This is a genomic window from Limihaloglobus sulfuriphilus (assembly GCF_001999965.1).
In the GTDB taxonomy this organism is placed as follows: Bacteria; Planctomycetota; Phycisphaerae; order Sedimentisphaerales; family Sedimentisphaeraceae; genus Limihaloglobus; species Limihaloglobus sulfuriphilus.
This window is the reverse complement of record NZ_CP019646.1, coordinates 1143759-1169823: the sequence shown is the minus strand read 5'-3', so window position 1 is coordinate 1169823 and position 26065 is coordinate 1143759. Positions and strand designations below refer to the sequence as shown.

Below are 26065 nucleotides of genomic sequence, written 5' to 3'. Positions count from 1 at the left end.
ATAACGGCTTAACAACTACATACTATCTCAATAAGAACAATTTAGTGTGTTTTCAATATTTTGCTTGAAATGGACATAAGTATCGTGTAATATTACTCATTGTATTGAGTAATTTGTAAAGGATTTTCGAATGTTTAAAGAATACAAAAGACCTATTTATAAAGAAATCTTAAGTCGGATAAAGGAAAAACGGAAATTTATTCAAGTCTTGACTGGACCCCGTCAGGTTGGTAAAACAACCCTTGCAAGACAGTTACTCAAAGACTGCGGATTAGCCTTTCATTACGCTTCTGCAGATGAGCCCACCCTTCAAGACCGGTCATGGCTCAGCCAGCAGTGGGATATAGCCAGACTCAAAATTTCAGAAGATAAAAACTCATCTGCCATGCTTGTGATTGATGAAGTTCAAAAAGTTTCAGGCTGGTCAGAAACTGTAAAAAGGCTGTGGGATGAAGACACTGCGAATGACATCAATCTAAAAGTTATTCTTTCTGGTTCATCTCCTCTTCTCATGCAAAAAGGTTTGACTGAAAGCCTTGCCGGCAGATTTGAAACCATATATGTGGCGCATTGGTCCTTTGCTGAAATGTACGAATGCTTTGGTATGACTCTTGAAGATTACATTTATCACGGCGGTTACCCTGGTGCTGCTGAGCTAACAAATAACAAACAGCGATGGCAACAATATATAGCTGATTCACTTATCGAAACCACTATATCGAGAGACATCCTATTGATGACAAGGGTTGACAAGCCGGCGTTACTTAGAAGGATGTTTCATTTGGGATGCGAATATTCCGGACAGATCCTTTCTTATCAGAAAATGGTAGGACAATTACAGGATGCAGGAAATACAACTACACTGGCACATTACCTTGATTTGCTTAGCGGTGCAGGTCTGCTGGCCGGCTTGGAAAAGTTTTCAGGAAAAACTCATCGCAAAAGGGGTTCAAGCCCAAAATTACTTGTATTAAACACCGTTCTAATGTCCGCGATGTCAGGCCTCTCCTACACGGAAGCTATACATGATCGCCAATACTGGGGCAGGCTAACAGAATCAGCAGTTGGTGCTCATTTAATCAATAGTTCTAAAGGAAAAGGCATAGAAGTTTATTATTGGCTAAATCGAAACAAAGAGGTCGATTTTGTCCTTGAATCCGGCAAAACAGTAGTCGCTATCGAGGTCAAAAGTGGCAAGAAAGAATACAGCTTGCCGGGGATGGAGGAATTCTCCAAAGAATTTAATGTAAAACGGCAGCTTCTTGTCGGTGGACAGGGGATTAGGATAGAAGAATTTCTTTCGAGTCCAATCGAAAAATGGGTTGGATAAAAATTTATCTCACAGTTAAAGCAGTGCAAAAAACCGTAGTGTAAAAATATTCATAGCTCTCTCTCATTAAAAAGCATAGATTTAATCCTGGATGAATAAATGCACCGTACGTGATCCTGAGCCGGACCTGACAGTCAAATCGACCTGGTATGAGTTCCTCAAGAGCCACTGGGATGTCATAGCTGCGTGTGATTTCTTCACGGTAGAATTGCTTGTGAGAGGGCGGTTGGTCAGGTGTATGGTCTTTTTTCTGATTGATCTATCAATCAGAAAGGTCTTCTATACACCCGTCAAGCTTCAGCCGGACGGCAAGTATATGAGTCAGGCTGCATGTATCCTCACAGACTTTGAGGATGGCTTCCTGAACGGCAAACGCTACCTGATCCATGATAGGGACTCATTTTTTAAGTCGCACGGTTTTCATCAAATTCTAAAAAGCTCAGGCGTAGAACCCATAAAGCTTCCACCACGAAGCCCAGATTTGAATTCCGTCGCAGAACGCTATGTGAAAACAGTAAAATTTGAATGTTTGAACCAGCTTATTTTAACATCAGTAGAACAGCTTGAATACGTTCTCAAAGAATTCGGCCAGTATTATCACCACGAACGCATTCATCAATCATTGGGCGGTTTCATCGAGCCGAAACACAAAATCGATGACAATGCTGAAATCCAGTGCATCGAACGCCTCGGCGGGCTGCTGAAGTCCTACCACCGCCTGGCAGCCTAATTCCTAATAAATCAAGTCTGAGTTACAGCATCGGTGCGTCCGTATCATGAGAAACAGCTACAAATGAAGCAAATTTCTCCCCATTTTGCTTGTAACCGTGAGTGGTTATCAATCATTTCCAACCAAGCATGTTGAATTTAACTCATTTAAAAGCATAGATTTAATCCTGGATGAATAAATGCACCGTACGGCCGTTTTGTTATGGTCTCGTGAACGCTTGACAAGTACAAGTGGCCTCATGGCTGCTTGACAACTATACTTGCTACAGACTCTCGTTTTATCAGTTCGGGATTAATTACAACTGAATGCGCTGGGGGTAGCTCATTGTTATTGTCGTTGACCAGTAGCCTGACTGCTTCGCAAGCTATTTCATCATCAGGCTGTTTTATTACAGTGATGGGTGGGTTGCTCCATTTGTTTACAAATATGCTGTCGTCGAAACCCACGAGCGAAAAATCTTCTGGTATGCTGTATCCATGGGACCTTATTGCTCTGGATACGCCGGCAGCGATCTGGTCGTCGTAGGCGAAAATGGCTGTAAAGTCTGTGTGCCTGGAGATGTACTCCTTAAAATGCGCTTCAGTATCATGGTTCTGGTTGGTGCTTTTGTCATAGAATACCAGGTTGTCGGGGCGTTTAATATTCATCTCTGCATATGCCCTGAGCATGCCGAAGTATCTTTCTCTGGAGAAGTGTGAATCGTTTCCTTCGTTCGACTGTGTTTGCTGGTATGTTACGTATAGAATTCTTCGGTGTCCTTTTTCAAGCAGGTGTTTTGTTGCAAGGTAGCCGCCCATAGCATTGTTAACAAGAACAGAGCTGACGTTGGGTATATCTACTTTGTCCAGCAGGCTTACCACTCTCATCCCGTCCATTGAGAGCTCTTGTATCTTGTCAATTGTCTGGTGCATTCCCTTGGATTTGACTATGATTCCCTCAACCCGTTTTTCGGCCATAAATTCGAGCTGTTCGATTTCGTTTTCGGTTTCCCACTCAGTAACGCCCAGTATTATGCCGTAGTGTTTTTTTTGTACATAATATTGTATTTTTCGCACAAGCTCATCGATTTGAAAGGAAAAAAAGTTTGGTATAATCAACCCGATTAGCTGTGATGACTGGTTTCGCAGGGCTTTGGCTGCAAAGTTGGGTTGATAGTTGATACGTTTGGCTTCGATGAGGATTTTCTTTCTTAAATCTACACCTACCTTTCCTGCATTTCTCAGGGCGCGTGAGACAGAAGCCGGCGAAATTTGCAGGCTATTTGCTATATCGACTATTGTAGGTCTTTTTTCTTTGCTCATGTTATACTTTCAAGAACTTTGATTTATATTTGGATTATAAGGCACGAAACGAAAAAACAAAGAAAAAAGTAAAACGTGTGCCTTGTTTTTTTAAGTGTATCTCTCTTTTAAACTCTTTTATTGCTGAATGTTATATATTTTTCTTGAAAAAGACGTAAAAAAAATGAAAAAAAGGTTGAATAAAAGCCATAAGATGGTAATTTGTACAAGGTAAACGTTTTCCCAAAACAGAAGTGTGTTACTTTTGTGAAATAAGTTATTGGTAATTGTTAGGAGAAATACTTATGTTAAGTACAAGAACAATGTTAGTGGCAGTAATGTTAGTTAGTGCCAGCGTCTTTGCCCTTCCGGCTCCCACCTCGTATATCTCTTTTGAAGATACGTCATTTGGCGGTGCAACCTATATCGATGACCAGACGGCAACATCGATGGACGGTACGACAATCAAGCCGGTCGCAGGTGAAATCAACCTGGTAGAGGGCGGCGTTGTCGGTAAATACGGCGAATTTGTGAACAATGGATGGTGGCTGCGTGGTGGAGACTCACTCGAAGTTGCTAATCCAGGTACAACCGGTACCGTCGCTATGTGGGCAAGGCTGGATGTCAATGCCGTATGGCAAAATTATCCGCTTCTCTGGGATTCGGCCCCGGCAGGTGCAACACAGGCATGGAAATCTTATGCTGAGTTTTCAGTTAACAATAGTCTGGAAGACCCATATTCCATTCGTAACCGTGTCAACCAAGATTCTTGGGTAGTATTGACCGCGACTTCACAGGCTAAAGAAAGCTGGCTCCACTATGCTTTTACCTGGAGTGATAATAGCGACGGAACAATGGATTGTTCCCTGTTCGTTAACGGCTCATTAGTTGATTCCAAGGATAACAGCGCATTTACATCTATGGATTCTGTTATCCGGATAGGCGGCGGTGGTTTGAGCCTTGGTCATGCAAAATGGCAGGGCGATATGGACGAGGTATATGTATTTGACCAGGCACTTTCAGGAGCCGAGCTTGGCGAGCTTGTTCCCGAGCCGGCAACAATGGTTCTGTTGGGCATTGGTACACTTGCACTTCGTATTCGCAGGAAAGTTTAAATATTAAAAGAATATAACAAACGGCAGGAGCGGGTACCGGCCCGTTCCTGCCAGATTTAATAAGGTAATTTGTTTTTAAAGGATTTATAAATTATGATCAAGACGATACATATTATAGTTATTTCGTTATGTATTTGCGGTATGTCCGCCGCAACCAGCCCTGTTGCGCTTCAATATTTATCCTTTGAAGACAATTTTGGAAACGCCAGTCTTGTAGATGATGCGGGGGGCGGCGTTGGTTCTATCGACTTTATTAATGGCCCGGTAGGCAAAGCCGCCGAATTCACTAATCCCACAGCCGCAAGTCAGGGCGACCACCTTGAATTGAGCCACTCAATGGCTCAAGAGGGCAGCCTTTCAATGTATCTCAATATTGATCATAATTACGATTATCAGAATGTCTGGGATGCAGGTACAGGCGGATGGATGTGGGAAATGTACAACGACTCGAATGCGGGCAAATTTTACAGCAAGGTTGGCAGCTGGCCGGGTTGCGCATTACTTATTGGTCAGGATTTTGAACTTGGTTCCTGGTTCCATTATACATTTACCTGGAAAAGAAATGGCGATTACGTTGATTGCTATGTATATGTTGACGGTGTTCTAGTTGATTCACAGACCGGTACTGCTCAGCAATGGACAGCCCCGGGCAGTAAATTTAACGCGGGCGGCGGCCTGTCCGGCCAGTATAAGTTTAATGGGCAGATGGATGAATTGTATATCTTTGACGGTGTTCTCAGCGAGACTGATATTGCAGGACTTATCGCCAATGTTGAGAGCGGCAGCGTTGCGACAGAGCCGCTTCCGTACGTAGGTTGTGAAGTTGAAGAAGGAAATATAACGCTCAGCTGGACGGCTCCAACAGGGATAGCCTCACCTGAGTACAAGGTTTATGTTGCTACTGAGAGTGCTGATTTTACTGGAGTTGCGCCGATCACAACATCTGCTCCAAGTACAGAGATAACCGTAGAAAGCGGCAAAAATTACTACTGGAAAGTCGAGGTTATCGATGGTGCTTCGAGTTATGAAGCCGTTGTCTGGTCATTCAAGACAGCTGTCGCCGGCGACCGGCTGGTAGCTGTTTCGCATATACCCTTCAGTGATACGTCATTTGGCGGTGCGACCTATATTGATGATCAACTGGCAACATCGGCAGATGGTACTATAACAAAACCGGTTGCAGGAGAGATTAATATCATTGAGGGCGGTATTGCAGGCAGCTATGGTGAATTTGTCAATAACGGTTGGTGGCTCAGAGGCGGAGACTCGCTTGCGGTTGCAAATCCGGGAGCAACCGGAACTGTAGCCATGTGGGCAAGATTGGATGTTGATGCTGTGCATCAGTATTACCCATTGCTTTGGGATTCTGCTCCAGAGGGTTATAATCAGGCGTGGAAATCCTATGCATTCTTCGATAATAATGGCGTAGTAGAGCCATACACAGTAACAACCCGTGTCGCTAATGATGCATGGAAGGTTTTGACCACGCCGGCAGTGACTAAGGAAACCTGGTTCCACTATGCCTTCAGCTGGAATGACAAGGGCAACGGGACAGCAGATATAGCTTTATATGTTGACGGCTCATTAGTTGCTTCCAAGGATAACAGCGCATTTACATCTATGGATTCTGTTATCCGGATAGGTGGCGGCGGTTTGAGCCTTGGTCATGCAAAATGGCAGGGCGATATGGACGAGGTGTATGTCTTTGATTCGGCATTGAACGCTGAACAGGTTGCATCATTGGTTGCAAGCACATCAGCTGGAATGCTGGCAACGGATCCATCTCCACAGGTTGGTACAGTAACAATGTCTGAAACCCTTGGTGAACTCAATTGGCAGGCGCCGGTAAATGTTGCTTCGCCGAGATATAATGTATATTTTGGCACCACCTCTGATCCAGGTGCATCCGAGCTGATCGAAAGCGATCTAGCCTCTACAAGTGTAGTTGTGCCAGCACAAATAGAGGTAGATACAACCTACTTCTGGAGAGTTGATGTGCTTGATGGTGCAAATGTAAACAAGGGTATTGTATGGAGTTTTACTCCAGAGTATCTTGTTGGTGATATAAATAAAGACACCTTTGTCAACAATGAAGATATTGCCATGTTCTCGGGTTATTGGCAAAACAGCAACCTGACAGAAGGCAGCGACTGGATTGTTGATGATTTTGAGAGCTATGCGACATCACAGGCTATGCAGACTGAATGGGAAGTAGTGCCGGCAAATTACTATTCTGTATATAAAGACGGTGATGTAACCCTTGATCTGCAGAACAATGCCGAGGGCAACTTCCTGCGTTACAGCTATGACCTGTTAGGTTTTGGCGATGAGTGGGGCCTTGCTGAATTTATGTACGTATTTGATACTCCGAAAGACTTGTCCCAGTATGACGAACTCGAAGTTATGGTAAACTTTGCACAGGGCAACAGCCATGAACAGTACTTCACGATCAAGCTCTTCCAGGGCGGTGTTGGCTGCGGTGGTGTTACCGGCGAGCATAGAATGGATCCGGCTGCGTATATTGTTGCTGATCCAGCCTTAACTACAGACCAGGCAACAGGTTGGAAGGTTATAACTGCCGACCTGAGCCAGTACAGTGATTTAACTGATATTTATGGATTTGAGATCGGTTGTTCTTCTGCTCCGTTTGCAGCTGTAGATTTTGACAGCGGAACTATAGATTTTGATAATATCAAATTCATCTTTGTTCCCGAGTGTACCGGACCGGTTGAAGGTGATATTAACGGAGATTGTGTTGTAGATTTCCAGGATTTGATTGTAATAGTTTCAAATTGGTTACAATAATAGATAACAATATAATTATAAATAAAGGCATAGACATGAAAAAACGCGGATTTACCTTAATAGAATTGCTGGTCGTAATCTCTATCATAGCATTGCTTATGGCAATTATGATGCCTGCCTTGAGCAGGGTTCGGGAATTGAGTAAGTCGTCTGTCTGTAAGTCAAACCTGCGGCAGATAGCTATGGGTGTGACTCTCTATCAGCATGACTACAAGGGCAAAATGCCATCGGCTATACCCTATTCTGATGCAGAAAAAGACTGGCATCCTGAGATTACAGGCGCCTGGTGGCATCCAGATGATCCCCGTCTGGCAATAAGGGCCGGCAGCAGGTCTTACAGCCTGCCTGGAATTGGTCAGTATGTTAATGTAGCCGCAGAATTCAGCCAGGAATCTAACACTTGGACAGCCGGCGAAGGCTCGATTCTGCACTGCCCCAGTCTGGCAAAAAAAGATCGCCCAGAAGTTTTCCCGGCAGGTAACGCATACGGCATGAACCATGAGTTCAGTCTCTGGAGGGTTTCGTCAATAAAAAGACCTGGTGATAAAATATTGTTTGCTGATGCCAGTTGGTATAATTTTGGCTATGATGTTATACAGGAAAGCTGGTTCAAGGTAACCAGTACCAACACAGGTATATGGGATGGACAGCGTTATGCCTACGTACCATATGGAACCATGAACCCGACTGACAAAAAGATATATGTAATCCCCGGCAGGCACGGTAAAACAGGCGGAAGACAGGGCGAAGAATCAATGGACGGTAAGTTCAACTGCCTCTTTGTTGATGGCCATGTCGGCGATTACAATAGAAAAGAGCTTGAAAAGTCGGTCAGCGATCCAGATGCTTCGAGAGTTCCTACCAGAGATAAAGTTGGTACTCGCTTGATCGATAATGGAGTACCGAGGGGCTGATTGTCCTCTATAATAATTCCCCGCGGTGCTGCAGGTTTCGAGCTGGATAACCATAAAAAGCCTGTACATAACATAAAAACTTAACACGCTGGAAAAACAACATTATGATCACCGGAACATTTATTGACGAGATTACCCACGATATACCCTCTTCCAACTGGGGGCCATTAGAATGGGAGGCAGATTTTCGTGCAATGAAAATGATTGGCATAGATACTGTTATTGTAATACGTAACGGATATAAGGATTTTGCGACTTTTAAGTCCTCTGTTATTCAAAAACATAACAGCTATGTCTGTGCACCTGATGATTTGCTGGGTCTTTTTCTTGGCCTTGCCGATAAATATTCGATGAGTCTCTTTTTTGGCACCTATGACAGTGGCAAATACTGGATGGAGGGCCAATACCAGCTCGAAGTTGATATAAATAAGGCATTTACAGAAGAAGTTGTCGACAAATATGGCCACCATGAGTCATTTAAGGGCTGGTATATCAGCCATGAGATTGATACCTATAACCCCGCTGTAATGAAGGTTTATCGTCAGCTTGGACGCCACCTCAAGGACTTAAAGGATATGCCCATTCTCATATCACCATATATCCATGGGAAGAAACAATTTGCAGAAAACCCCATCACCCTGGCAGAACACGAGAAGTCATGGGATAGAGTTTTTGCTGAAATAAAAGACTGCGTAGATGTTGTAGCGTTTCAGGATGGCAATGTTGATTTTTCTGAATTGCTTGATTATCTACATGTAAATGCTTCTCTTGCAAGAAAATATGGCCTCAAGAGCTGGACTAACGTTGAGACTTTTGACCGTGATAAGCCGATTAAGTTTCCGCCTGTAAGCTGGCCCGTTCTGCATCGTAAGATGGAGGCGGCTACAGAGGCTGGAGTTGATAAGTTGATAACGTTTGAATTTTCTCACTTCATGAGTCCGAATTCTACATACCTAGCGGCCAGAAACCTCTACAGCAGGTACTGCAACTGGCTCGAAAAAAAAGGCGATCTCGACCAGATGAATGCGGACAAATATTCTGCCAGTGGTAAATTTGGCAATGATTTTGTGGATAAAACTCTGGCAAGCTCCAGGGTTACAGGCTAAACTGCATTTGGTGTAAAAATACATCGATTTTGTAGCAACTCACCCGGGTTAAATCTGCTGCCTTGTTAGGCAGGAGCATTCAAATACCTTTCAAATATCGAAAATATTAATTATAAATACATAAAGATACCCATGATAAGATATTATGGATAATATATCCAACAGGTGATTTAATGAACAATATCAAAATTGGCATTATTGGTTGTGGTCTGCGAATACGTCAGGTTGCCCATGGACTGATGAAGCACACCAACAGGGTTGAGGTAGTTGCGCTTAACGATATTTCAGAGCAGTCAATCGAGCAGACATGCGAATATCTAGATATAAAACCCAAAGTTTATGCCAGCTATGAAAAGCTGGTAAGCAATCCTGAGATAGACTGGGTGCTGGTTGGTTCGTGGAATAGTTTTCACCTCGAGCATGTACTTTCGGCATTTGAAAACAATAAAAATGTTTTTTGCGAAAAGCCCCTCGCCACCGATCTTGAGGGCTGTATAAAAATCTATCAGGCCTGGAGAACCACTGACAAGCAGTTTATGATAGGCTTTACCCTACGATATTCGCCTCACTACATGAGGATTAAAGAAACTCTGGATTCGGGTCTGATTGGCTCGATTGTGAGTTTTGAGTTCAACGAGACGCTGGATTTCAACCATGGCGGCTATATTATGGGCGGTTGGAGGAGCCTGATAAAAAATTCGGGTACTCACCTGCTTGAAAAATGCTGTCATGATATTGATATTGCCAACTGGCTGAGTAATTCAAGGCCCGCAAGGGTTGCAAGCTTTGGCGGGCTTAACATATTCAAGCCCTGCAATGAGCATTGGATTGAGAAGCTCGGAGTAAACACCGAGGGCAAAAAAGCTTTTTACGCCTGGGGCCAGCCCAACAATCCATTCTTAAATGAAAAGGATATCATAGATAATCAGGTCACAATAATGGAATTTGAAAATGGTGTTCGCAGCACTTTTCACACAAACTGCTCTTCGGCAATACCCGAGCGGAGGATTTATATCCTCGGCGAGGAGGGGGCAATTAGGGCTGACGCAATCACCGGCAAGATTGAAGTGCGTAGAATAGGCTTTGATGAGCAATTCAAAGATATAAGCACATCGGTTAAGGGCAGTCACGCCGGCGGCGATGATTTCCTCTGTAAGAGCCTCTCGGAAGCTGTACTGAATTTAAAAGAGTCGCCTACAGGCATGTCAGATGCGTTGATCTCGGCGGCCACCTGCTTTGGTGTTGACAAGGCCATGGATGATGGTGTTGTTTACGATATGAACCCTGTATGGCAAAAGGTTGACAGGGTGCTCAATCAAGCTGAATGAAATCAGCGTTAGTTCTCTAACTTTTGAAAGTCATTATGGAGATTTGATTTGTCTTTATTTAACTGGTCGATAGTTGCTTTATTCCTCGCTTTTTTGACAGCCTGTGCTGTTTACACCAAAAGGTTTTCTAAAACAGTAGAAAGTTTTCTTGCTGCAGAGCGGTGCGGCGGTCGATATATGATTTCAGTTTCAAATGGTATGGCCGGGCTTGGCGTTATATCTTTGATGTACTTTTTTCAGATTAACTATGACACCGGCTTTGCAAGTAACTGGTGGCTTATGGTTTCCGGTCTGTATGGCCCGGTAGCGGTTTTGCTTGCACTCTCAGGTTGGGTTATATACCGATATAGGCAGACCAGGGCAATGACACTTCCAGAGTTTTTTGAGATGAGATACAGCCGCTCATTCAGGGTTTTTGCAGGTCTTGTTGCGTTTACATCCGGGATTTTAAACTTTGGTATCTTTCCTTCGATTGGGTCAAGGTTCTTTATTTTTTTCTGTGATCTGCCGTTTTCGTTCAGTATCCCGGGCATTGACTGGGAGATATCGACATACGCCTTTCTGATGGTTGCCTTGCTGGCTATATCGGTGTTCTTTACCTTTATCGGCGGCCAGATAGCTGTCATGTTTACTGATTTTGTCCAGGGAGTTTTTACAACGCTTGTGTTTGCTGTTGTTATAGGTTATTTGTTCTACGCCTTTTCAAAGACCGAGATAGCCGAAACTCTGCTTGCAGCCCCTGCCGGTCATTCATTGGTAAATCCGTTTGATATTGGCAAGGACGCCAATTTTAACCCGAGCTTTTACTTTATAGCGATCTTTATGGATTTTTATCTGTTGTTGGCATGGCAGGGCTCTGCTGGCTATAACTGCTGTGCAAAGAACCCGCACGAAGCAAAGATGGCAAAGGTCCTTGAGCCGTGGAAGCTTCGGGCGATACTGCCGGTGCTGTTAGTGTTTTTGCCGATAGCCGTTCACGTATATACCGAACACGACAATTATTCTTCCGAGGCCATGGAGGTCAAGGGAGTTACAACCCATCGGGTGCAGACAAAACTCAAGGAATATGCTTTAGACAGGAACACCCGCTGGGAGGATTATGAACTGTTAAGCACGCTCGATGTCGCAGAGTCTGATGTTCTCACCGGCCTGTACAGAAAGATGGAAGATGGATTTGTCGAGCAGGACTATTCTTCCGTACCGGCTTTAGCAGAGAAGACCACCGAGCAGGTCGGCCAGCTGGCACAGTTATATCACGATAAGACCGATGAGATAACAAGCCAGATACGCTTGCCGCTTGTGATTGGCAAGATCATACCATTCTGGCTGAGAGGGCTCTTTTGTGCTGCCATGCTGGCGGCGTTTATAAGCACTCACAATACTTATCTTCATTCCTGGGGTGCTATGTTCATGCAGGATGTTGTACTGCCTTTCAAAAAGAAAAAAGTCAACCAGAAACAGCATTTAAAGCTGCTTCGGCTTGCGATAATTGGCGTGTCGGTTTATGTGTTTGTCTTCAGCCTGAGTTTTACGCATTCTCAGCGGATCATGATGTATTGCCAGATTACAGCTTCGATATTCTTTGGAGGTGCCGGGACGGTAATTATTGGCGGTTTATATTGGAAGAAGGGCACTAACAAGGCGGCCTGGCTTGCAATGGCTTGCGGCCTGTTACTTTCGATTTTTGGAATTATAACAACTCAGTCGGGGCTTTCTGCAATTGACAGTGCGGTGCAAATGCCCTTCTGGCAGGGTCTGAGCAGTTTTCTTGCTAAGATTAACTGTAACGAAGCGTTCTGGGGTCTTATCAGGTTTATTTATAGTCTCAATTCTCAGCAATTTTTATTCATGACCTGCTGTGTATGTATTCTGATTTATATTGTTACATCGCTGCTTACATGCAGAACAAATTTCAATATGGACAAGCTGCTCCACAGGGGCCGCTATGCGGTAGAGGGCGACCAGAGCGAGAGCTTTCTGGCAAAGGATACCGTCTTGACACGGCTTGGTTTTTCACGCAGTTTTACAAAAGGCGACTATATTATAGCTACAGTGTCATTGATATGGCCTTTTGTCTGGCTGGCGGTGTTCATATTGGGCGCTGTTTATAGAAAACGTATTAGCGATCAGCTCTGGTTTGAGTTCTGGTATTACTGGATGTGGGGTATGTATATACTCGGCTTGATAATAACCGTCTGGTTGACTTTTGGCGGCATCAGGGATATGAAGGATTTTATCAAACAACTCAAATCTTTGTCGGATAATTAGCAATAAAATTTATAAAGAGGATAGATTATTAAAAAATATTTATTATTTTATCATTGCTGACGGTAATATTGTGCGGCTGCAAGGCCAACCATCCGGCAGATTTTTACTTAATATGAAAGAATCAGAAGGTTTCAAAATGAGAATTATAACGGTTACAGCTTGTATTTTTTTTACGATTTTTACGTTTTGTGTTTCTTTAAATGCTCAGCAGGTCAGGAGGAACGCCGAGGGCAAGGTAGTCTCTTTCACAGAGACTGTTGGTGATATGACTCTTCATTACAGCAGCCGCGACGGAATGAATCTCAGTGTGGCCGGAACTTCAATATTTACCGATTTTGCTGGGTCGGGTCCAAATTCGAGCCTGGCAGTTGTTTCACATGGCTGGAACGAAAAATACTTTACAACTATGACACAGACATATGTTGAAAAGGTCGAGTTTGTCCCGTATAAAGGCGGCAAAAAAATTGTGCTTCACCACGTGTGCACAACTGACCCTGAGCAGTTGGTTACCGGCATGGAAACCTATATAATGCTGCCGCAAAACATCTTCTCAATAGAATTCGATCTGGACTATAAGGGTCAGACGCCTGCATTATTTGAAGCCAAGATAGGCGGTATCAATGCGATGCTTCTGGCTGGTCAGGAATATGAAGTTAAAACCGGCCAAGATACATCAAGGGCTGCCATACCGCTGGAGGCTATCAGTGCAGATTTAAATAAATCAACCATAGCGAGGGGCTTTGACAGTTTGATCATTGACACTCGGCTGGGAGCTGTCGAAATTCAGTCGCAAGCCGGTGATGATATGATACTTTTTGACTATAGAAAAAATGTCTGGGCCAGTCAACTCTCGCCTATATTCTGGTTGGGCTACCTCGAGCGGCCATTCAAGGAAGATGGGGTAAAGTATAAGACAACAATTAAATTTCATATGCGCAGCGAGATTGAGCCTTCTAAAAAAACCACCTCTGATTTTCAGGTACCCCTCGCATCGGTGCCCGATGCGGTAGCTTCACGGTGGCAGCAGGACTATATAATGCCAAGACCAAAGAGCCTCGAATATATCGATACATCGCTTGAAGTTACAGACAGCACACGAATATATATTGGCCCTGGCAACTCAGAAGTGCTTGATAATGCGGTTGAATTTCTGCTCGATGACCTTGATTATTATTACCATATACATCCGCAGATAATTCGAGAAAAAGCACCGGCTGACGTAAAAAATGCCATTGTCATCGGTCAGAAGCATCGTTACCCGCTTGCAGCAGAAGTTTGCAGTCGCAAGGCTCTGGAGCTGCCCGATAATGATGAGGGGTATTGTATTCTCTCGGCTGATGGAAATATGTATATTGCCGCCAATACTGATCAGGGCTGTTTTTATGGCATTACAACACTGCTGCAGTTGACTGACTTTCAAGATGGTCAGTTGAGATTAAAAGGAGTTCGTATTAAGGACTATCCATCGCTTGAGCTTCGTGGTGTGCATTTTTTCTCTGGCAAAAATTCCGGCTCGCAGATCACCAACGCAACACGAAACCTGCTGGCAAAGTATAAGATAAATACCCTGTTGTGGGAATGTGAATATGTGAACTGGGATACCAAAAAAGGAGCCGAACATCCCCTCTACGGCATGGATAAAAGGGAGGCTCTCAAGGTGTTTGAGAGCGTCGATAAAAACAATGTTGAGATGATACCGTTTATATCAAGTCTAGGCCATTCGGAATGGATGTTTGTAAACGGCAAGAATCTTGACCTGGCCGAAGATCCGGATTTACCATATGCATATTGTCCAACTAATCCAAGAACGTATGAGTTTATGTTCAGCCTCTACGAAGAGGTACTTGAGGCCTGTGTAAAGAAGCCTCGTTATTTTCATATTGGCCATGATGAGGTAACGATTATAGGGCGTTTCCCCTACAGAAGTGCCAAATTTGGCAAGACTGCTTCAGAGCTGTTTTTTGAGGATACGCTCAAGGTTCATAAATGGTTTGCAAAGAAGGATATAAAAATCGCTATCTGGGGTGATATGCTGATCTCCGGCAGTGAAGCGAGCAGCTCAGCACACGCGCCTAATCCAAAAGAGTCTAAAATTCGCAGAGATTCACTGCCAAAAGACGTTCTCATCTGCGACTGGCACTATGAAGTAAATCCTTCGGAGAAATACACCTCTCTTGAATTGTTCAAGGAGGATGGCTTCAAGACGGTCGGGGCATCATGGTATGAACCGGAAAATATTAAAAACTTGAATAAGGCCGTTATCGATAATGACCTTCATGGGCTTGTGCAGACGACATGGGCAGGTTTCAATTTTGCAATCGATGGCAATGTCAAAAGCTGGCACCAGTATTGGGCTTATCTGCTGGCAGCTTATTATTCATGGACAGGTGATGCCTTCGCTGATCACGAGCTTGCCTTTTGCGCACCCCAGCTCTTTCACAGGGAGTGGTACCGCAACTCGCCGGCGATAGCAGACCGCCAAGGGTATTGTTTTGACCTAAGCGGGCTCTACAACCGTCAGCTCAAAGACGACGACAAGGGTTCGGGCTGGCTTGGATACGGTAAAAATTTTGATATGTCCTCTTTTCCAGCTGAAAAACAGTTTTTTAATAATACCAGATACTTGATAAAGCCGAATTCCGTTGGAGAAAATGTCGTGCTGATGAGCGGAAACCTGAATCCAAAGGGTGATTTTCCTTCATCTATTATGCTTAGTTTCGAGGGGGTCAAGGCAGGCGAGGTTAAATTTCTCTTCAGTTCTGCTTTCAGCAATAAGTTTAACCAGAATATTGGCCTTATCAGCTTCAAATACAGCGACAAAACAGAGCAAATTGTAAACTTGAAATACGGGAGAAATATATTCGCATTTAATGATATTCGTGTGGGGCCTGATACTCAGATCGCCTGGGTCGGCAAAAATAACAAAGACCAGCCGGTATGTGTTCATGAATACAGCTGGAAAAATTTAAATCCGGACAAAACGCTGGTTTCCATTGACATTCAAGGTGAAAAGACCGATAGTTCAATAATTCTTTACGCAATAACCGCCGTTAAGCAGGAAGATTAAAATGAAGTATTTAAAACAGCCAGATTACAACCGCTTTATTGTGGAGATGTCTCGCTGGGCCTCTCTGAAACAGGAATTTTGCACAAAAAACGTCAAGTCTATCCTATCCAAAGTGGAGCGGCAGCTCAAACAAGTGATAAAAGATTTGCAGTCTCTGCTAATTGACAAAAAGCTTTGCGACGACGAACCGAGTGACTATGCCGCAATTCTGAAATTGAAGTCGAGCGGACCTCGCAGGATATGGGGTAGCCTTGAGGTCGGTAGTTATCGCGATAAGCTCGAAGAGGCAATTCTCCGCAGATTAATCGGCTGTAGCCTGGGTGCATCCGTAGAATTCTGGTCTATCAAAAAATGCAGGAGCATGCAAGGTACTGGGATCAGAATTTTCCATCCACAGACTATACAAAAGATAACGCTGTTATGGTGGTATTCGGTCTTGCGATAGGTGGGACAGTTTTTTCAAAGGTCATTCCTCAAAACGTTTCTATGGCCCTGGACAACGATTATACCGCCGCGACTGCCGGCAGCATTGTTGGTGCCATAGTCGGTAAAGATGGCATCTCAAGCCATTGGAGTGAACCTTTTAACAATTGAATAAACTCATACCTGATTGGAAAGAATAAGTTTAAAATATCTTCAGTGCTCAAAAGATTTGAAAAACAAGCCCTGGGCTTGTACAGAAACTATTGAAAGGTAAATACAATGACTCGTTATATTGTTTTTTTGTCTGTGATCTGTTCTATTGTTTTTTTTACAGCAACTTCCGTCATGGCGACAGATGTGGTAACTCATCCCTTTAATGGCGTAACGCATATTCACCGCAGCTTGACAACTCCAAGACGTTTAAATATTAACATTGTTGTGATAGACTTATATGCCGATGGCATAGGTTTTGTGATTACACCCGATAACGGAGCCTCATCCGGCGATGCCAACCCCGTTACGACAACTTCTTTTCTTGCCAATTCTGGTGCACAGATTGCCATCAATTGTGGTTTTTTTAACATGTCAACCTATGATGTTTTGGGCTATGTTGCTTCGGAGGGCAATAACTACTCCTGTTTTGTTGATTACAACTTATGGGAACATTGGCCCCTGCCATATGTCTCGCTGCACCTGTCATATTGGAACACCCCTTCGATGATTTTCCCTGCGGGCGAGTTGCCCAGCTGTCTTACCACACCTATCCAGCAGTGCTGGAATGCTGTGCCCGGTAGTGAATGGATTGTCCGGGATGGAGTAGTAGTGGTTGACAACCTTTTTGCTCCTAATCCTTCGCTGGCACCGCGTACCGTTGCAGGCTACAGGGAAAATGGAAGCGAGCTGGTGCTGGCAACAATCGACGGCCGTCAGACTGGCTTTAGCCTAGGTATGACAATGACCGAGGCTGCCGAATTGCTGGTTAGCCTTGGTGTGTACCAGGGCATAGCGTTTGACGGTGGCGGTTCAACTACGTTAGCCTTCGCTGACCCGGAACCACGTGTTGTCAATTCTCCATCAGGAGGCTCACAGAGGGCAGTGCCGAACCACCTTGGTGTTTATGCAAACTATAGCGGAGAAGCAGAAGATTATTATGTGTTCAATGATTTTGAAAATGGCTACGAGGGCACTTTTGCATTTTCACCGGGATATTCTGGATCGACACAGGGGATAGATGCATCCCTTTCGAGTTCAAAACCGCTCCAGGGAATTTCCTGGACAGGGCAATGGTCTGAAAAGTTTATCATAAAAGATGATTCGCTGACAACCAACGTTACAGAGAACCCCGGGGGCGGCTGGTTTATCCGGTGGGTTTCAGGCTCCTCTGCAAGTCCGTTTCAGAATGTTTTCAGACCGCTTAGAGGATACGTTGGATTTTGGTTGAAAACTCAAACACAGTCCCTTGAGGTTTCGTTATGTATTGATAACGATGGCCAGATGGAACGGGGCCTCTCAAGAGCAGTTACGCCAGATGGTTACTGGCATTGTTACAGTTGGTCACTTGATCACGATTCGCAGTGGCAGGGTTGGATAGACGGTGATGGAAGACTTGACGGCAATAGCTTTACCCTTGACAGCATACAGATATTCGGCCCTGACACTGATGCCAGGTTTTATATTGATGCAATATCTCACAACCTTGCCGGCGGTATTGATAATATCAACAGCTGCCTGCAAATCTTCAAATCAGGCGATGGGATGGCCGCCGATTTGAATGAAGATTGTGTGGTCGATGTTCTGGACTTAATAATACTGGCAGATGACTGGCTCATGCAGCAGGGCGGATACCACTTCAGCGACTTTATAGAAATGTCGTCAAAGTGGCTCCAATCAAATTATCCGCAATGAGGTGCTTGAAAATTACACACCACGCGGGGTACATAAATTAAACAGTTGTAAAATATTGCAAATAAACTATTTATAGGTTTTTCGTATGAAATCCCTTGCAAAAAGAATGAGTTTTTGTATTCTTTTCCGCTATGAAACAGAAAATATGGATTACAGTAGCAGCCTGTATTGCTTATTGCATCAACAAGGAACTATATCGTGCCATTGACTACCTCAAGGCTCAGGTTGAAGTATTGCTTGAAAAGCAGAAGAAGCAGAATAAACGTATTATGCTCAATGACAGGCAGCGTATCAAGATTGCAGCTAAAGCAAAACAGCTCACACGTAAAATGTTTGAGGAGTGCACTGTGCTGTTTACGCCGGATACGGTACTCCGCTGGTACAGAAAGTTAATTGCTGAGAAGTATGATGGATTCAAAAATCCTAAGAAGGCCGGTAGACCACCTATAACGCCAGAGATAGAAGCGCTCGTAGTCAAGTTTAAGAAAGAGAATCTACGTTGGGGTTATCAGAAAATAGCTGACCAGATCAACTACCTTGGATTTGAGATTAGCGAAACCTCGGTCAAGAATATACTCATTAGAAATGGACTTGATCCTGAGCCGGACCTGACAGTCAAATCGACCTGGCATGAGTTCCTCAAGAGCCACTGGGATGTCATAGCTGCATGTGATTTCTTCACGGTAGAATTGCTTTTGAGAGGGCGGTTGGTCAGGTGTATGGTCTTTTTTGTGATTGATCTATCAACCAGAAAGGTCTTCTATACACCCATCAAGCTTCAGCCGGACGGCAAGTATATGAGGCAGGCTGCATGTATCCTCACAGACTTTGAGGATGGCTTCCTGAACGGCAAACGCTACCTGATCCATGATAGGGACCCATTGTTTAAGTCGCACGGATTTCATCAAATTCTAAAAAGCTCAGGCGTAGAACCCATAAAGCTTCCACCACGAAGCCCAGATTTGAATTCCGTCGCAGAACGCTATGTGAAAACAGTAAAATTTGAATGTTTGAACCAGCTTATTTTAACATCAGTAGAACAGCTTGAATACGTTCTCAAAGAATTCGGCCAGTATTATCACCACGAACGCATTCATCAATCATTGGGCGGTTTCATCGAGCCGAAACACAAAATCGATGATAATGCTGAGATTCAATGCATTGAAAGACTCGGTGGTCTTCTGAAATCATACCATCGACTGGCAGCTTAACATTCAACAACTCATTTATGACTTGCAGCACCGGTTCGTCCATACCACGGAAAACGGCTAAGAATTGATGCGTCTTTTCGTAAGGTTGCTTATAAATGAGTGTGATGTTCAGATAATTTCGATCCAAATAATGAACTTTAACCCATTTCACAACAGAGATTTAGTCGTGGATGAATAAATGCACCCTACGCGATGGAGACGCAGATTTTCACGCATTGCGGCATAGTTACTGTACCTTGCTTGCAAAATCGGGGGCTGATCTTATCGTATCTCAAAAGTTGATGAGGCACTCAAAGACAGAGCTTACAGCAAACTACTACACGCATTTATATGTTGATGATTTACGCACAGCGGCAGACCGTTTACCGGATATTACCAGCTATAAACAGAGCCAGAAAAAGACCGGTACAAATGACACTGGAAATTATGACCATAATTATGACTATACAGAGCGCCAGACGTGTACAAATAAAAACAAATCTGGACTTTTGACCGATGTTAAGGCTGAGGCAGGGAACCCGCTTAAAGGTACCAAAAACGCCGATTTTGAGCCAAAAACAGCGATTTTACAAACAGGCGGCGATGGGATTCGAACCCATGAATATCGGTTTTGCAAACCGATTCCTGAAAAAATTAAGTGCTTTAATAACAACGACTTACAAATATTAAAAATCGCCACTGTCACCAGAATTGACACCTCAAAAACCTCCACTTTGATCCTGTCAACTTCCCAACATCCCTATTCTCACCACCACTGTCACCAAGCCAACTCATAAAACAATATCGGACAGGAATTTATATCAATATTTTCAGACCTCAAAAAATCCTGCGCTCAATGAAATGGCACTTCAAAAATAGCAAACCCTTAGAATTAAGGATAATTTTCTATGATATTATATCGTCTGGAAAATTATTTCATCCTAAATTACACTTGACTAATACTTGTTATTTGTTTATATATGTCAAGGATTAGTTTTATGAAATTCAAATGAAAGACAAAGCTGAAATAGTAATTGAAAGTCTCAAGAAGCGAGGAATAATGGCAACTCGTGAGATCCAGAAACTTGGTGTTTCCCGGCAATACATCAGGAATCTCAATGCCAATGGCAGGATTGAGAGAATAGCCAGAGGCTTCTATATGCTTCCTGATCAAGAATTTTCAGAAATGCAAAGCATAGTCGAAGTCTCAAAACAAGTACCTAAGGGGGTTTTCTGTCTCCTCTCAGCACTGCGTATACACAATTTTACAACCCAGAACCCATTCCAGGTATGGATTGCAATAGAACGAAGAGCCTGGAAACCTCAAACCAAAAGTAACACACAAGTACGTTATGTGCGTTTTTCTGGCCAGGCTTTTACATCTGGTGTTGAGGTTAAAAATATTGGCGGTATCGAGGTAAAAGTTTACTCTGCGGCAAAAACAGTTGCTGATTGCTTCAAATACCGTAACAAGACAGGTCTTGATGTTGCACTCGAAGCCCTTAGAGAGGGATGGAAAAACAAACTCTTTACTATGGATGAACTCTGGAAATACGCAATAATATGCAGAGTTGAGAACATTATGCGCCCATATCTTGAAAGCATGGTTTTATTATGAGTAAAAATCAAAAGAAAAACATTACAGCCTCTATCCAGCAAAGGTTAAAAAATTACTCTCAAACCAGAAAACAAGACCACGGCCTAACGCTTGTATGCTATGCAATAGAAAGATTTCTGTATCGATTGAGTATTTCTGAATATCAAGATCAATTTATTTTAAAAGGCGCTCAGTTATTCAGAATTTGGACTAATAACCAGTATCGGCCTACAAGAGATCTCGATCTGCTTCGTTTTGGCAGTCCTGATATTTCTGAGTTAACGAAAATATTTCAGGACATATGCATTATCAAGTTAGACTTTGAAGACGGTATCGCTTTTTTGCCAGAAACAGTCCATGCTCAGTCAATCCGCGAAGACAATCAATATGATGGAGTAAGAATAAAACTTGAATTCAGAATTGGAAAAACCGGGTAGTGTATGCAAATAGATATTGGCTTTGGAGATTCCGTTAATCCGCCCGCTTCAATGGTGCAGTATCCGGCAATACTCGACATGCCAGCTCCTGATTTCAGGGCTTACCGACCCGAAACCGTGATAGCAGAAAAAGTCGAGGCAATGGTAGTCTGGGGATTGCCAACAGCCGCATGAAAGATTTTTACGATGTACACCAGTTAGCCCAAGAATTTACTTTTGAAGGAACTGTAATAAAAGATGCTATAAGATTAACTTTTGAAAAACGTAAGACTCTCATTCCAACAGAATTGCCCATAGCTTTTACGCAGCGGTTTTATGATGACCCTGTAAAACAAATTCAATGGAATGCATTTATAAACAAGAACTGTCTCGAACTTGTTGATTTTTCATCTGTAGTCGAAAAAATCAAGACATTCATTCAACCTGTTTTTTCAGCCATCAACAAATCAGAGACTTTTGATTGTACATGGTACCCCGGCGAGAGATGGGTATAACAAAATACTGTTCCGCATGATTTTTTTGCGGCCTTGAAAGATAATAATGACCGGAGCTATGTGTTTTTGTACCACATGGGTTTTGGCACACATTTGGCACACAGGCACTTCAGCAGCGGATTGCAGAAAAAGCGAAATGTTGCAAGTTGTTGATTTGCAGGGTTTTACGGAACACGCCTGGCAGGATTCGAAACTGCGACCTTCGGATTAGGAATACGGGTGTGGCTTTGTAAGTCTTTTTTTAAAAGTTATTTATGGCCTTTTAGGGCTTTAAACGGGGTTTACATGTAGTTGACAAGTGAACCCAATAAAGACTAACTACTAACCAGCCAGTAGCAACTGACAGAAATTGGACACAAAAGGACAACTATAGTTTTATTATTATTGCATAATATTATCTTATACGATATATTGGTGCAATGAAATTTGCAGATTTATTAAATAAGGTCTCTAATCTGCCGGCCTTTACTGTGAAGTTTTTGGCTGCCGGGGAGAATCTGGCTCAGATTCGTTTGCAGATCAGCAGGTGGGTCAAGGATGGGCGGGTTATCAGGCTTCACAAGGGGCTGTATACCCTTGCAGATCCCTACCGCAAGGTCGCCTGCGAGTCATTCTCTGTAGCTAACATGCTTAAGCAGGCATCCTATGTAAGCCTTCATTCTGCCTTGGCTTGGTATGGCCTTATTCCGGAGTTTGTGCCGGTTGTCACAAGCATCACAACCGGCAGACCACAGACAATTGATACACCTGCAGGCAGGTTTGAGTTTCGCCATATCAGTAAAAAGTACTTTTGGGGCTACCGGCAGGTTGAAATTGCTGCCGGCAATGCCGCTTTTATTGCATATCCAGAAAAAGCATTGCTTGACCTTGTATACATGAGCCCCTGCGGAGAAGATATCGGTTTTTTAAAGGAATTGAGGTTCCAGAATTTTGAGCAGATCAATCAGGAAAGACTTGATGAGTTTGCTGAAAGATTTAACAGTCCAAAACTTAAGAAAGCACTCAAAAATATTAAAATTATCATCAATGAGAGTGAGGGAATAGAATTATGAGAGATTTTTTAAAACAGCAGGTTGAGAATGTTCAGGATACCAATCTTGCCAGATCCATTGTGCGTGAATATCTCCAGGCACGGACTCTTGAATTCCTTCAGGAAAATGGAGCTTTTGTCAACTGGGCTTTTGTTGGCGGTACTGCATTGCGTTTCCTATATTCGCTGCCCAGGTTTTCAGAGGACCTTGACTTTTCTACGATAAAACCCGGGGTGGAGGATAACTTTATTAATCACATGTTAAAGATCAAAAGCCGGTTTGTTGCAGAAGATTATGAAATAACAGTGAAGGCCAAAACTGTAAAGACCGTGAAGTCTGCTTTCGTCAAATTTCCAGGTCTTCTGTATTATCTGGGGTTGTCTCCGTTGATATCTGAGACAATTTCAATCAAGGTGGAAATTGATACCAATCCTCCTGCTGGTGCAGGATTAGAGACGAGTATTATTAGAAAATATATTTTGCTGAATCTGCAGCATTATGACAAAAGCTCTCTACTGGCCGGTAAACTACATGCGTTATCGTCTCGTAAATACACTAAGGGGCGTGATGTGTATGATTTGATGTGGTATCTTTCCGACAGAACATGGCCGGAACCGAATATTAAATTGCTCAATAATGCCTTGAAACAGACAGGGTGGGAAGGTCCGGTATTAACAAACGAAAACTGGCGATTACACATTGCCCAGAGATTGTCAGAATTCGATTGGGAGAGAGTAATAGCAGATGTACGGCCATTCATTGAAAAGGCTGGCGATCTTGATATACTCACGGTATCAAATCTTATTAAGCTGCTAAATGCGTAGTTGCCAGGAAGCCATAGAAAAGTTGCAGCTCCAAAATACATCATTTCTGTCCAGGGTGATACGAACTATTAGCAATCGCCTGCTTGACCCCAATTGTGAATCTGTAACTTTGCAGACTCGTGATAAGGCTGCTCAATGTCTTGGGAGCCAGCTTAGAGTTACATTGGCTTGGTTTAGCTTTACAAGTGATTTTAACTGTCCTAACCCCAATTTCTCACTTAGGTCTCGAAACCGGTAAAAATAAAAATATTTTCGATGTTTCTGGCCTTTGAGGGGTGTTTTGATTCTGGATTTGGCTTTGGTACAGACCTGCCCTATTGCATAGGTGAATTTCTATGCGATAATTTGGGTATGTATTTGAAAAAGCACAGGCGTAAAAAGAACGGTAAATGCAACACCTATTACAGTATTGCTGAGAAGCGGAAGGTCTCCGGTTATCGGCATGTGGAGAAGGTGGTTCTTTACCTTGGTGAGATCAGCGGCTCTCAAAAGAAGGCCTGGCAGAGATCAATTGAGATAATCAACGAAGATAACAAACCTGTACACAAAACCCTTTTTGCTTTTGATCAGGACAACCAGAGCTGTCACGATGTTGATACGATACCGGTTAACATCTCAAAGATGAGACTGGAACGACCGCGTAGGTTTGGCGATTGCTGGCTGGCTTCTGAAATGTGGGATCAGCTTGGTTTTGACCGCTTCTGGTCAGAGCGGATTGATACAGACAGATCGCCGGTCGCATTCTCAAAAGTCCTCAAGTTGCTTACGGTGAGCAGGCTGATAAAACCTTCTGCCGAATACTTTGTCCATCAGCACTGGTTCAGCCAGAGTGCTATGGACGCCATCCTTGATTGTGATTTTGAGATTGCCGAGAAAAACAGGCTCTACCGTTGTCTTGACCGTATCCTTCCATACAAAGACGAACTTTGCAAATACCTTAAAGACACCTGGCAAGGAATGTTCAACCTTGAGTACGACATCCTGCTCTATGATATCACCAGCACGTATTTCGAGGGGCTATGCAAGCAGAATCCCAAGTCAGAATTCGGCCACAGCAAAGACAGACGCAGTGATTGCAGACAGGTGCTGATAGCCCTTGTTGTTACGCCGGAGGGCTTTCCTCTTGACTACGAAGTACTTCAGGGAAATACATCTGAAAAGACGACATTAAGACCCCTGCTCAACAAGATAGAAACAATGTACGGCAAGGCCAACAGGGTCTGGCTGATGGACAGGGGCATACCAACGGAAGCTACGCTCAAGTTCATGCGTAAGAACAATATAAGCTATCTTGTTGGCACACCCCGCAGACAGCTCGATGATTATAGCAGTGAACTTTCTGAAAAGGACTGGGAGCAGGTAAACAGCAGTGTTCATGTGAAATACATCGAAAAAGAGGGCGAATGCTATGTCCTTGCCAGGAGCAGGGATCGTATGCAAAAGGAGAGGGCCATGCGTAAAAGAAAACTGCGTAAATATCTTGACGGACTTGAAAAACTCAAGGGATATCGCAATTATGAACGTTTTTATAAACGCCTTGGGGCTTTGCAATCGCAGGCCGGTAACGCTTATAGATGTGTGGAGCTCGATATTCCGGGGCAAAAGGAGCGGATTGAAGCCGGCGAATTCAGGTATCACATAAACCGGCAGAAATACCGTGATATGATCTATCGTGACGGCAAGTACTTTTTGCGGACCAATCAGAAGGGCAAGGATGGTAAGGCACTCTGGAATGAGTATATGCTGCAGTGCAACGTTGAGCAGTCTTTCAGAGAACTCAAGAGTGATCTTGGCATTCGCCCTGTATATCACCATAAAGAAGAGCGTGTTGATGCCCATATCTTTGTGGCGTTTATAAGTTATTGCCTGCAGGTGACATTGCGGCATAAGCTGCGGGTGAGTGCCTGCGGCCTGACCGCACAGGCTGCCCTGGAAACGATGAGCCGTATCCAGATGCTTGATGTGACATTTGAAACACTTGACGGTCGGTACCTCTTGATGGAGAGGTACACCGAGCCCGAGGCAGATCAGCGTCTGATACTGCACCACCTGAACATGGATCTGCCGCTGCAGAAGCCACCCAAAATATACAGCAGCCAGGTCAAAGATTAAGACCCCCTTTGGCGACACACCAACGCCGCGGGCGCTACCATAAACCCTGTTTTACACCCCTAACCCCAATTTCTCACTTAGGTCTCGAAACCGGTAAAAATAAAAATAT

At 43.6% G+C, this 26065-nt stretch carries 18 protein-coding genes, 1 tRNA gene and 2 pseudogenes; 19 read left to right on the top strand and 2 right to left on the bottom strand.

Annotated elements, in window-relative coordinates:
- Nucleotides 1-130: 130 nt before the first annotated feature.
- Nucleotides 131-1330: an ATP-binding protein gene (locus tag SMSP2_RS04415; RefSeq protein WP_146682798.1), complete on the top strand. Its 1200-nt coding sequence runs from the start codon at nt 131-133 to the stop codon at nt 1328-1330.
- Between the two features lie 91 nt (nt 1331-1421).
- Entirely contained in the window at nt 1422-2060 is a 639-nt protein-coding gene (locus SMSP2_RS04410) for an integrase core domain-containing protein (RefSeq protein WP_146682797.1), read from the top strand.
- Between the two features lie 236 nt (nt 2061-2296).
- Here the strand turns inward: SMSP2_RS04410 and SMSP2_RS04405 are convergent, their stop codons facing one another.
- Nucleotides 2297-3361, bottom strand: coding sequence for a LacI family DNA-binding transcriptional regulator (locus SMSP2_RS04405; RefSeq protein WP_146682796.1), 1065 nt, complete (start codon nt 3359-3361; stop codon nt 2297-2299).
- A gap of 284 nt (nt 3362-3645) precedes the next feature.
- Here SMSP2_RS04405 and SMSP2_RS04400 point away from each other — a divergent pair, with 284 nt between their 5' ends.
- From SMSP2_RS04400 to SMSP2_RS15250, 11 genes and pseudogenes are all read left to right on the top strand, one after another.
- Nucleotides 3646-4455 (top strand): LamG-like jellyroll fold domain-containing protein, encoded by an 810-nt coding sequence (locus SMSP2_RS04400; protein WP_146684813.1) that lies wholly within the window; start codon nt 3646-3648, stop codon nt 4453-4455.
- A 93-nt stretch (nt 4456-4548) separates the two neighbouring features.
- A complete protein-coding gene (locus SMSP2_RS04395) occupies nt 4549-7260 on the top strand; it encodes a LamG domain-containing protein (RefSeq protein WP_146682795.1) in 2712 nt (903 codons plus the stop codon).
- A 35-nt stretch (nt 7261-7295) separates the two neighbouring features.
- Nucleotides 7296-8174, top strand: a complete 879-nt coding sequence (locus SMSP2_RS04390) for a type II secretion system protein (RefSeq protein ID WP_146682794.1) — start codon at nt 7296-7298, stop codon at nt 8172-8174.
- A gap of 104 nt (nt 8175-8278) precedes the next feature.
- Nucleotides 8279-9280, top strand: a complete 1002-nt coding sequence (locus tag SMSP2_RS04385; protein WP_222566405.1) for a DUF4434 domain-containing protein — start codon at nt 8279-8281, stop codon at nt 9278-9280.
- A 173-nt stretch (nt 9281-9453) separates the two neighbouring features.
- Nucleotides 9454-10608, top strand: a complete 1155-nt coding sequence (locus SMSP2_RS04380) for a Gfo/Idh/MocA family protein (protein WP_146682792.1) — start codon at nt 9454-9456, stop codon at nt 10606-10608.
- A gap of 177 nt (nt 10609-10785) precedes the next feature.
- Entirely contained in the window at nt 10786-12876 is a 2091-nt protein-coding gene (locus tag SMSP2_RS04375; RefSeq protein WP_146682791.1) for a sodium:solute symporter family protein, read from the top strand.
- Nucleotides 12877-13012: 136 nt separating this feature from the next.
- A complete protein-coding gene (locus SMSP2_RS04370; RefSeq protein ID WP_186804857.1) occupies nt 13013-15943 on the top strand; it encodes a glycoside hydrolase family 20 zincin-like fold domain-containing protein in 2931 nt (976 codons plus the stop codon).
- A 351-nt stretch (nt 15944-16294) separates the two neighbouring features.
- Entirely contained in the window at nt 16295-16537 is a 243-nt protein-coding gene (locus tag SMSP2_RS04365) for an ADP-ribosylglycohydrolase family protein (RefSeq protein WP_146682789.1), read from the top strand.
- 174 nt (nt 16538-16711) lie between these two features.
- Nucleotides 16712-18271: a phosphodiester glycosidase family protein gene (locus tag SMSP2_RS04360; RefSeq protein ID WP_186804856.1), complete on the top strand. Its 1560-nt coding sequence runs from the start codon at nt 16712-16714 to the stop codon at nt 18269-18271.
- A gap of 131 nt (nt 18272-18402) precedes the next feature.
- Nucleotides 18403-19482 (top strand): helix-turn-helix domain-containing protein, encoded by a 1080-nt coding sequence (locus SMSP2_RS04355; RefSeq protein WP_146682787.1) that lies wholly within the window; start codon nt 18403-18405, stop codon nt 19480-19482.
- A 170-nt stretch (nt 19483-19652) separates the two neighbouring features.
- Nucleotides 19653-19802 (top strand): annotated as a pseudogene (locus tag SMSP2_RS15250) (tyrosine-type recombinase/integrase); the annotation flags it as partial.
- Between the two features lie 254 nt (nt 19803-20056).
- On the opposite strand, the gene SMSP2_RS14800 reads toward SMSP2_RS15250, so the two are convergent.
- Nucleotides 20057-20182 (bottom strand) — tRNA-Ser (locus SMSP2_RS14800).
- Nucleotides 20183-20470: 288 nt separating this feature from the next.
- Here SMSP2_RS14800 and SMSP2_RS04345 point away from each other — a divergent pair.
- From SMSP2_RS04345 to SMSP2_RS04325, 6 genes and pseudogenes are all read left to right on the top strand, one after another.
- Nucleotides 20471-21079, top strand: coding sequence for a type IV toxin-antitoxin system AbiEi family antitoxin domain-containing protein (locus SMSP2_RS04345; RefSeq protein WP_146682785.1), 609 nt, complete (start codon nt 20471-20473; stop codon nt 21077-21079).
- Nucleotides 21076-21669: pseudogene (locus tag SMSP2_RS15155) on the top strand (nucleotidyl transferase AbiEii/AbiGii toxin family protein). Before SMSP2_RS04345 ends, SMSP2_RS15155 begins: the two are co-directional and overlap by 4 nt.
- Nucleotides 21666-21989, top strand: coding sequence for a nucleotidyl transferase AbiEii/AbiGii toxin family protein (locus tag SMSP2_RS15150; RefSeq protein WP_222566402.1), 324 nt, complete (start codon nt 21666-21668; stop codon nt 21987-21989). Before SMSP2_RS15155 ends, SMSP2_RS15150 begins: the two are co-directional and overlap by 4 nt.
- A gap of 470 nt (nt 21990-22459) precedes the next feature.
- Entirely contained in the window at nt 22460-23041 is a 582-nt protein-coding gene (locus tag SMSP2_RS04335; RefSeq protein ID WP_186804855.1) for a type IV toxin-antitoxin system AbiEi family antitoxin domain-containing protein, read from the top strand.
- Nucleotides 23038-23844 carry a nucleotidyl transferase AbiEii/AbiGii toxin family protein gene (locus tag SMSP2_RS04330; protein WP_146682783.1) on the top strand — a complete coding sequence of 269 codons (807 nt, stop codon included), beginning with the start codon at nt 23038-23040 and terminating at the stop codon, nt 23842-23844. The genes SMSP2_RS04335 and SMSP2_RS04330 overlap by 4 nt, the downstream gene beginning before the upstream one ends.
- Before the next feature lie 255 nt (nt 23845-24099).
- Entirely contained in the window at nt 24100-25956 is a 1857-nt protein-coding gene (locus tag SMSP2_RS04325; RefSeq protein ID WP_146682782.1) for an IS1634 family transposase, read from the top strand.
- Nucleotides 25957-26065: the final 109 nt, after the last annotated feature.

What these genes read in the sequence shown, in the direction of transcription:
- SMSP2_RS04415 (WP_146682798.1), top strand. Translation starts at nt 131, where the DNA reads ATGTTTAAAGAATACAAAAGACCTATTTATAAAGAAATCTTAAGTCGG.
- SMSP2_RS04410 (WP_146682797.1), top strand. Translation starts at nt 1,422, where the DNA reads ATGAATAAATGCACCGTACGTGATCCTGAGCCGGACCTGACAGTCAAA.
- SMSP2_RS04405 (WP_146682796.1), bottom strand. Translation starts at nt 3,361, where the DNA reads ATGAGCAAAGAAAAAAGACCTACAATAGTCGATATAGCAAATAGCCTG.
- SMSP2_RS04400 (WP_146684813.1), top strand. Translation starts at nt 3,646, where the DNA reads ATGTTAAGTACAAGAACAATGTTAGTGGCAGTAATGTTAGTTAGTGCC.
- SMSP2_RS04395 (WP_146682795.1), top strand. Translation starts at nt 4,549, where the DNA reads ATGATCAAGACGATACATATTATAGTTATTTCGTTATGTATTTGCGGT.
- SMSP2_RS04390 (WP_146682794.1), top strand. Translation starts at nt 7,296, where the DNA reads ATGAAAAAACGCGGATTTACCTTAATAGAATTGCTGGTCGTAATCTCT.
- SMSP2_RS04385 (WP_222566405.1), top strand. Translation starts at nt 8,279, where the DNA reads ATGATCACCGGAACATTTATTGACGAGATTACCCACGATATACCCTCT.
- SMSP2_RS04380 (WP_146682792.1), top strand. Translation starts at nt 9,454, where the DNA reads ATGAACAATATCAAAATTGGCATTATTGGTTGTGGTCTGCGAATACGT.
- SMSP2_RS04375 (WP_146682791.1), top strand. Translation starts at nt 10,786, where the DNA reads ATGATTTCAGTTTCAAATGGTATGGCCGGGCTTGGCGTTATATCTTTG.
- SMSP2_RS04370 (WP_186804857.1), top strand. Translation starts at nt 13,013, where the DNA reads ATGAGAATTATAACGGTTACAGCTTGTATTTTTTTTACGATTTTTACG.
- SMSP2_RS04365 (WP_146682789.1), top strand. Translation starts at nt 16,295, where the DNA reads ATGCAGGAGCATGCAAGGTACTGGGATCAGAATTTTCCATCCACAGAC.
- SMSP2_RS04360 (WP_186804856.1), top strand. Translation starts at nt 16,712, where the DNA reads ATGGCGACAGATGTGGTAACTCATCCCTTTAATGGCGTAACGCATATT.
- SMSP2_RS04355 (WP_146682787.1), top strand. Translation starts at nt 18,403, where the DNA reads ATGAAACAGAAAATATGGATTACAGTAGCAGCCTGTATTGCTTATTGC.
- SMSP2_RS04345 (WP_146682785.1), top strand. Translation starts at nt 20,471, where the DNA reads ATGAAAGACAAAGCTGAAATAGTAATTGAAAGTCTCAAGAAGCGAGGA.
- SMSP2_RS15150 (WP_222566402.1), top strand. Translation starts at nt 21,666, where the DNA reads ATGAAAGATTTTTACGATGTACACCAGTTAGCCCAAGAATTTACTTTT.
- SMSP2_RS04330 (WP_146682783.1), top strand. Translation starts at nt 23,038, where the DNA reads ATGAGAGATTTTTTAAAACAGCAGGTTGAGAATGTTCAGGATACCAAT.
- SMSP2_RS04325 (WP_146682782.1), top strand. Translation starts at nt 24,100, where the DNA reads ATGTTTCTGGCCTTTGAGGGGTGTTTTGATTCTGGATTTGGCTTTGGT.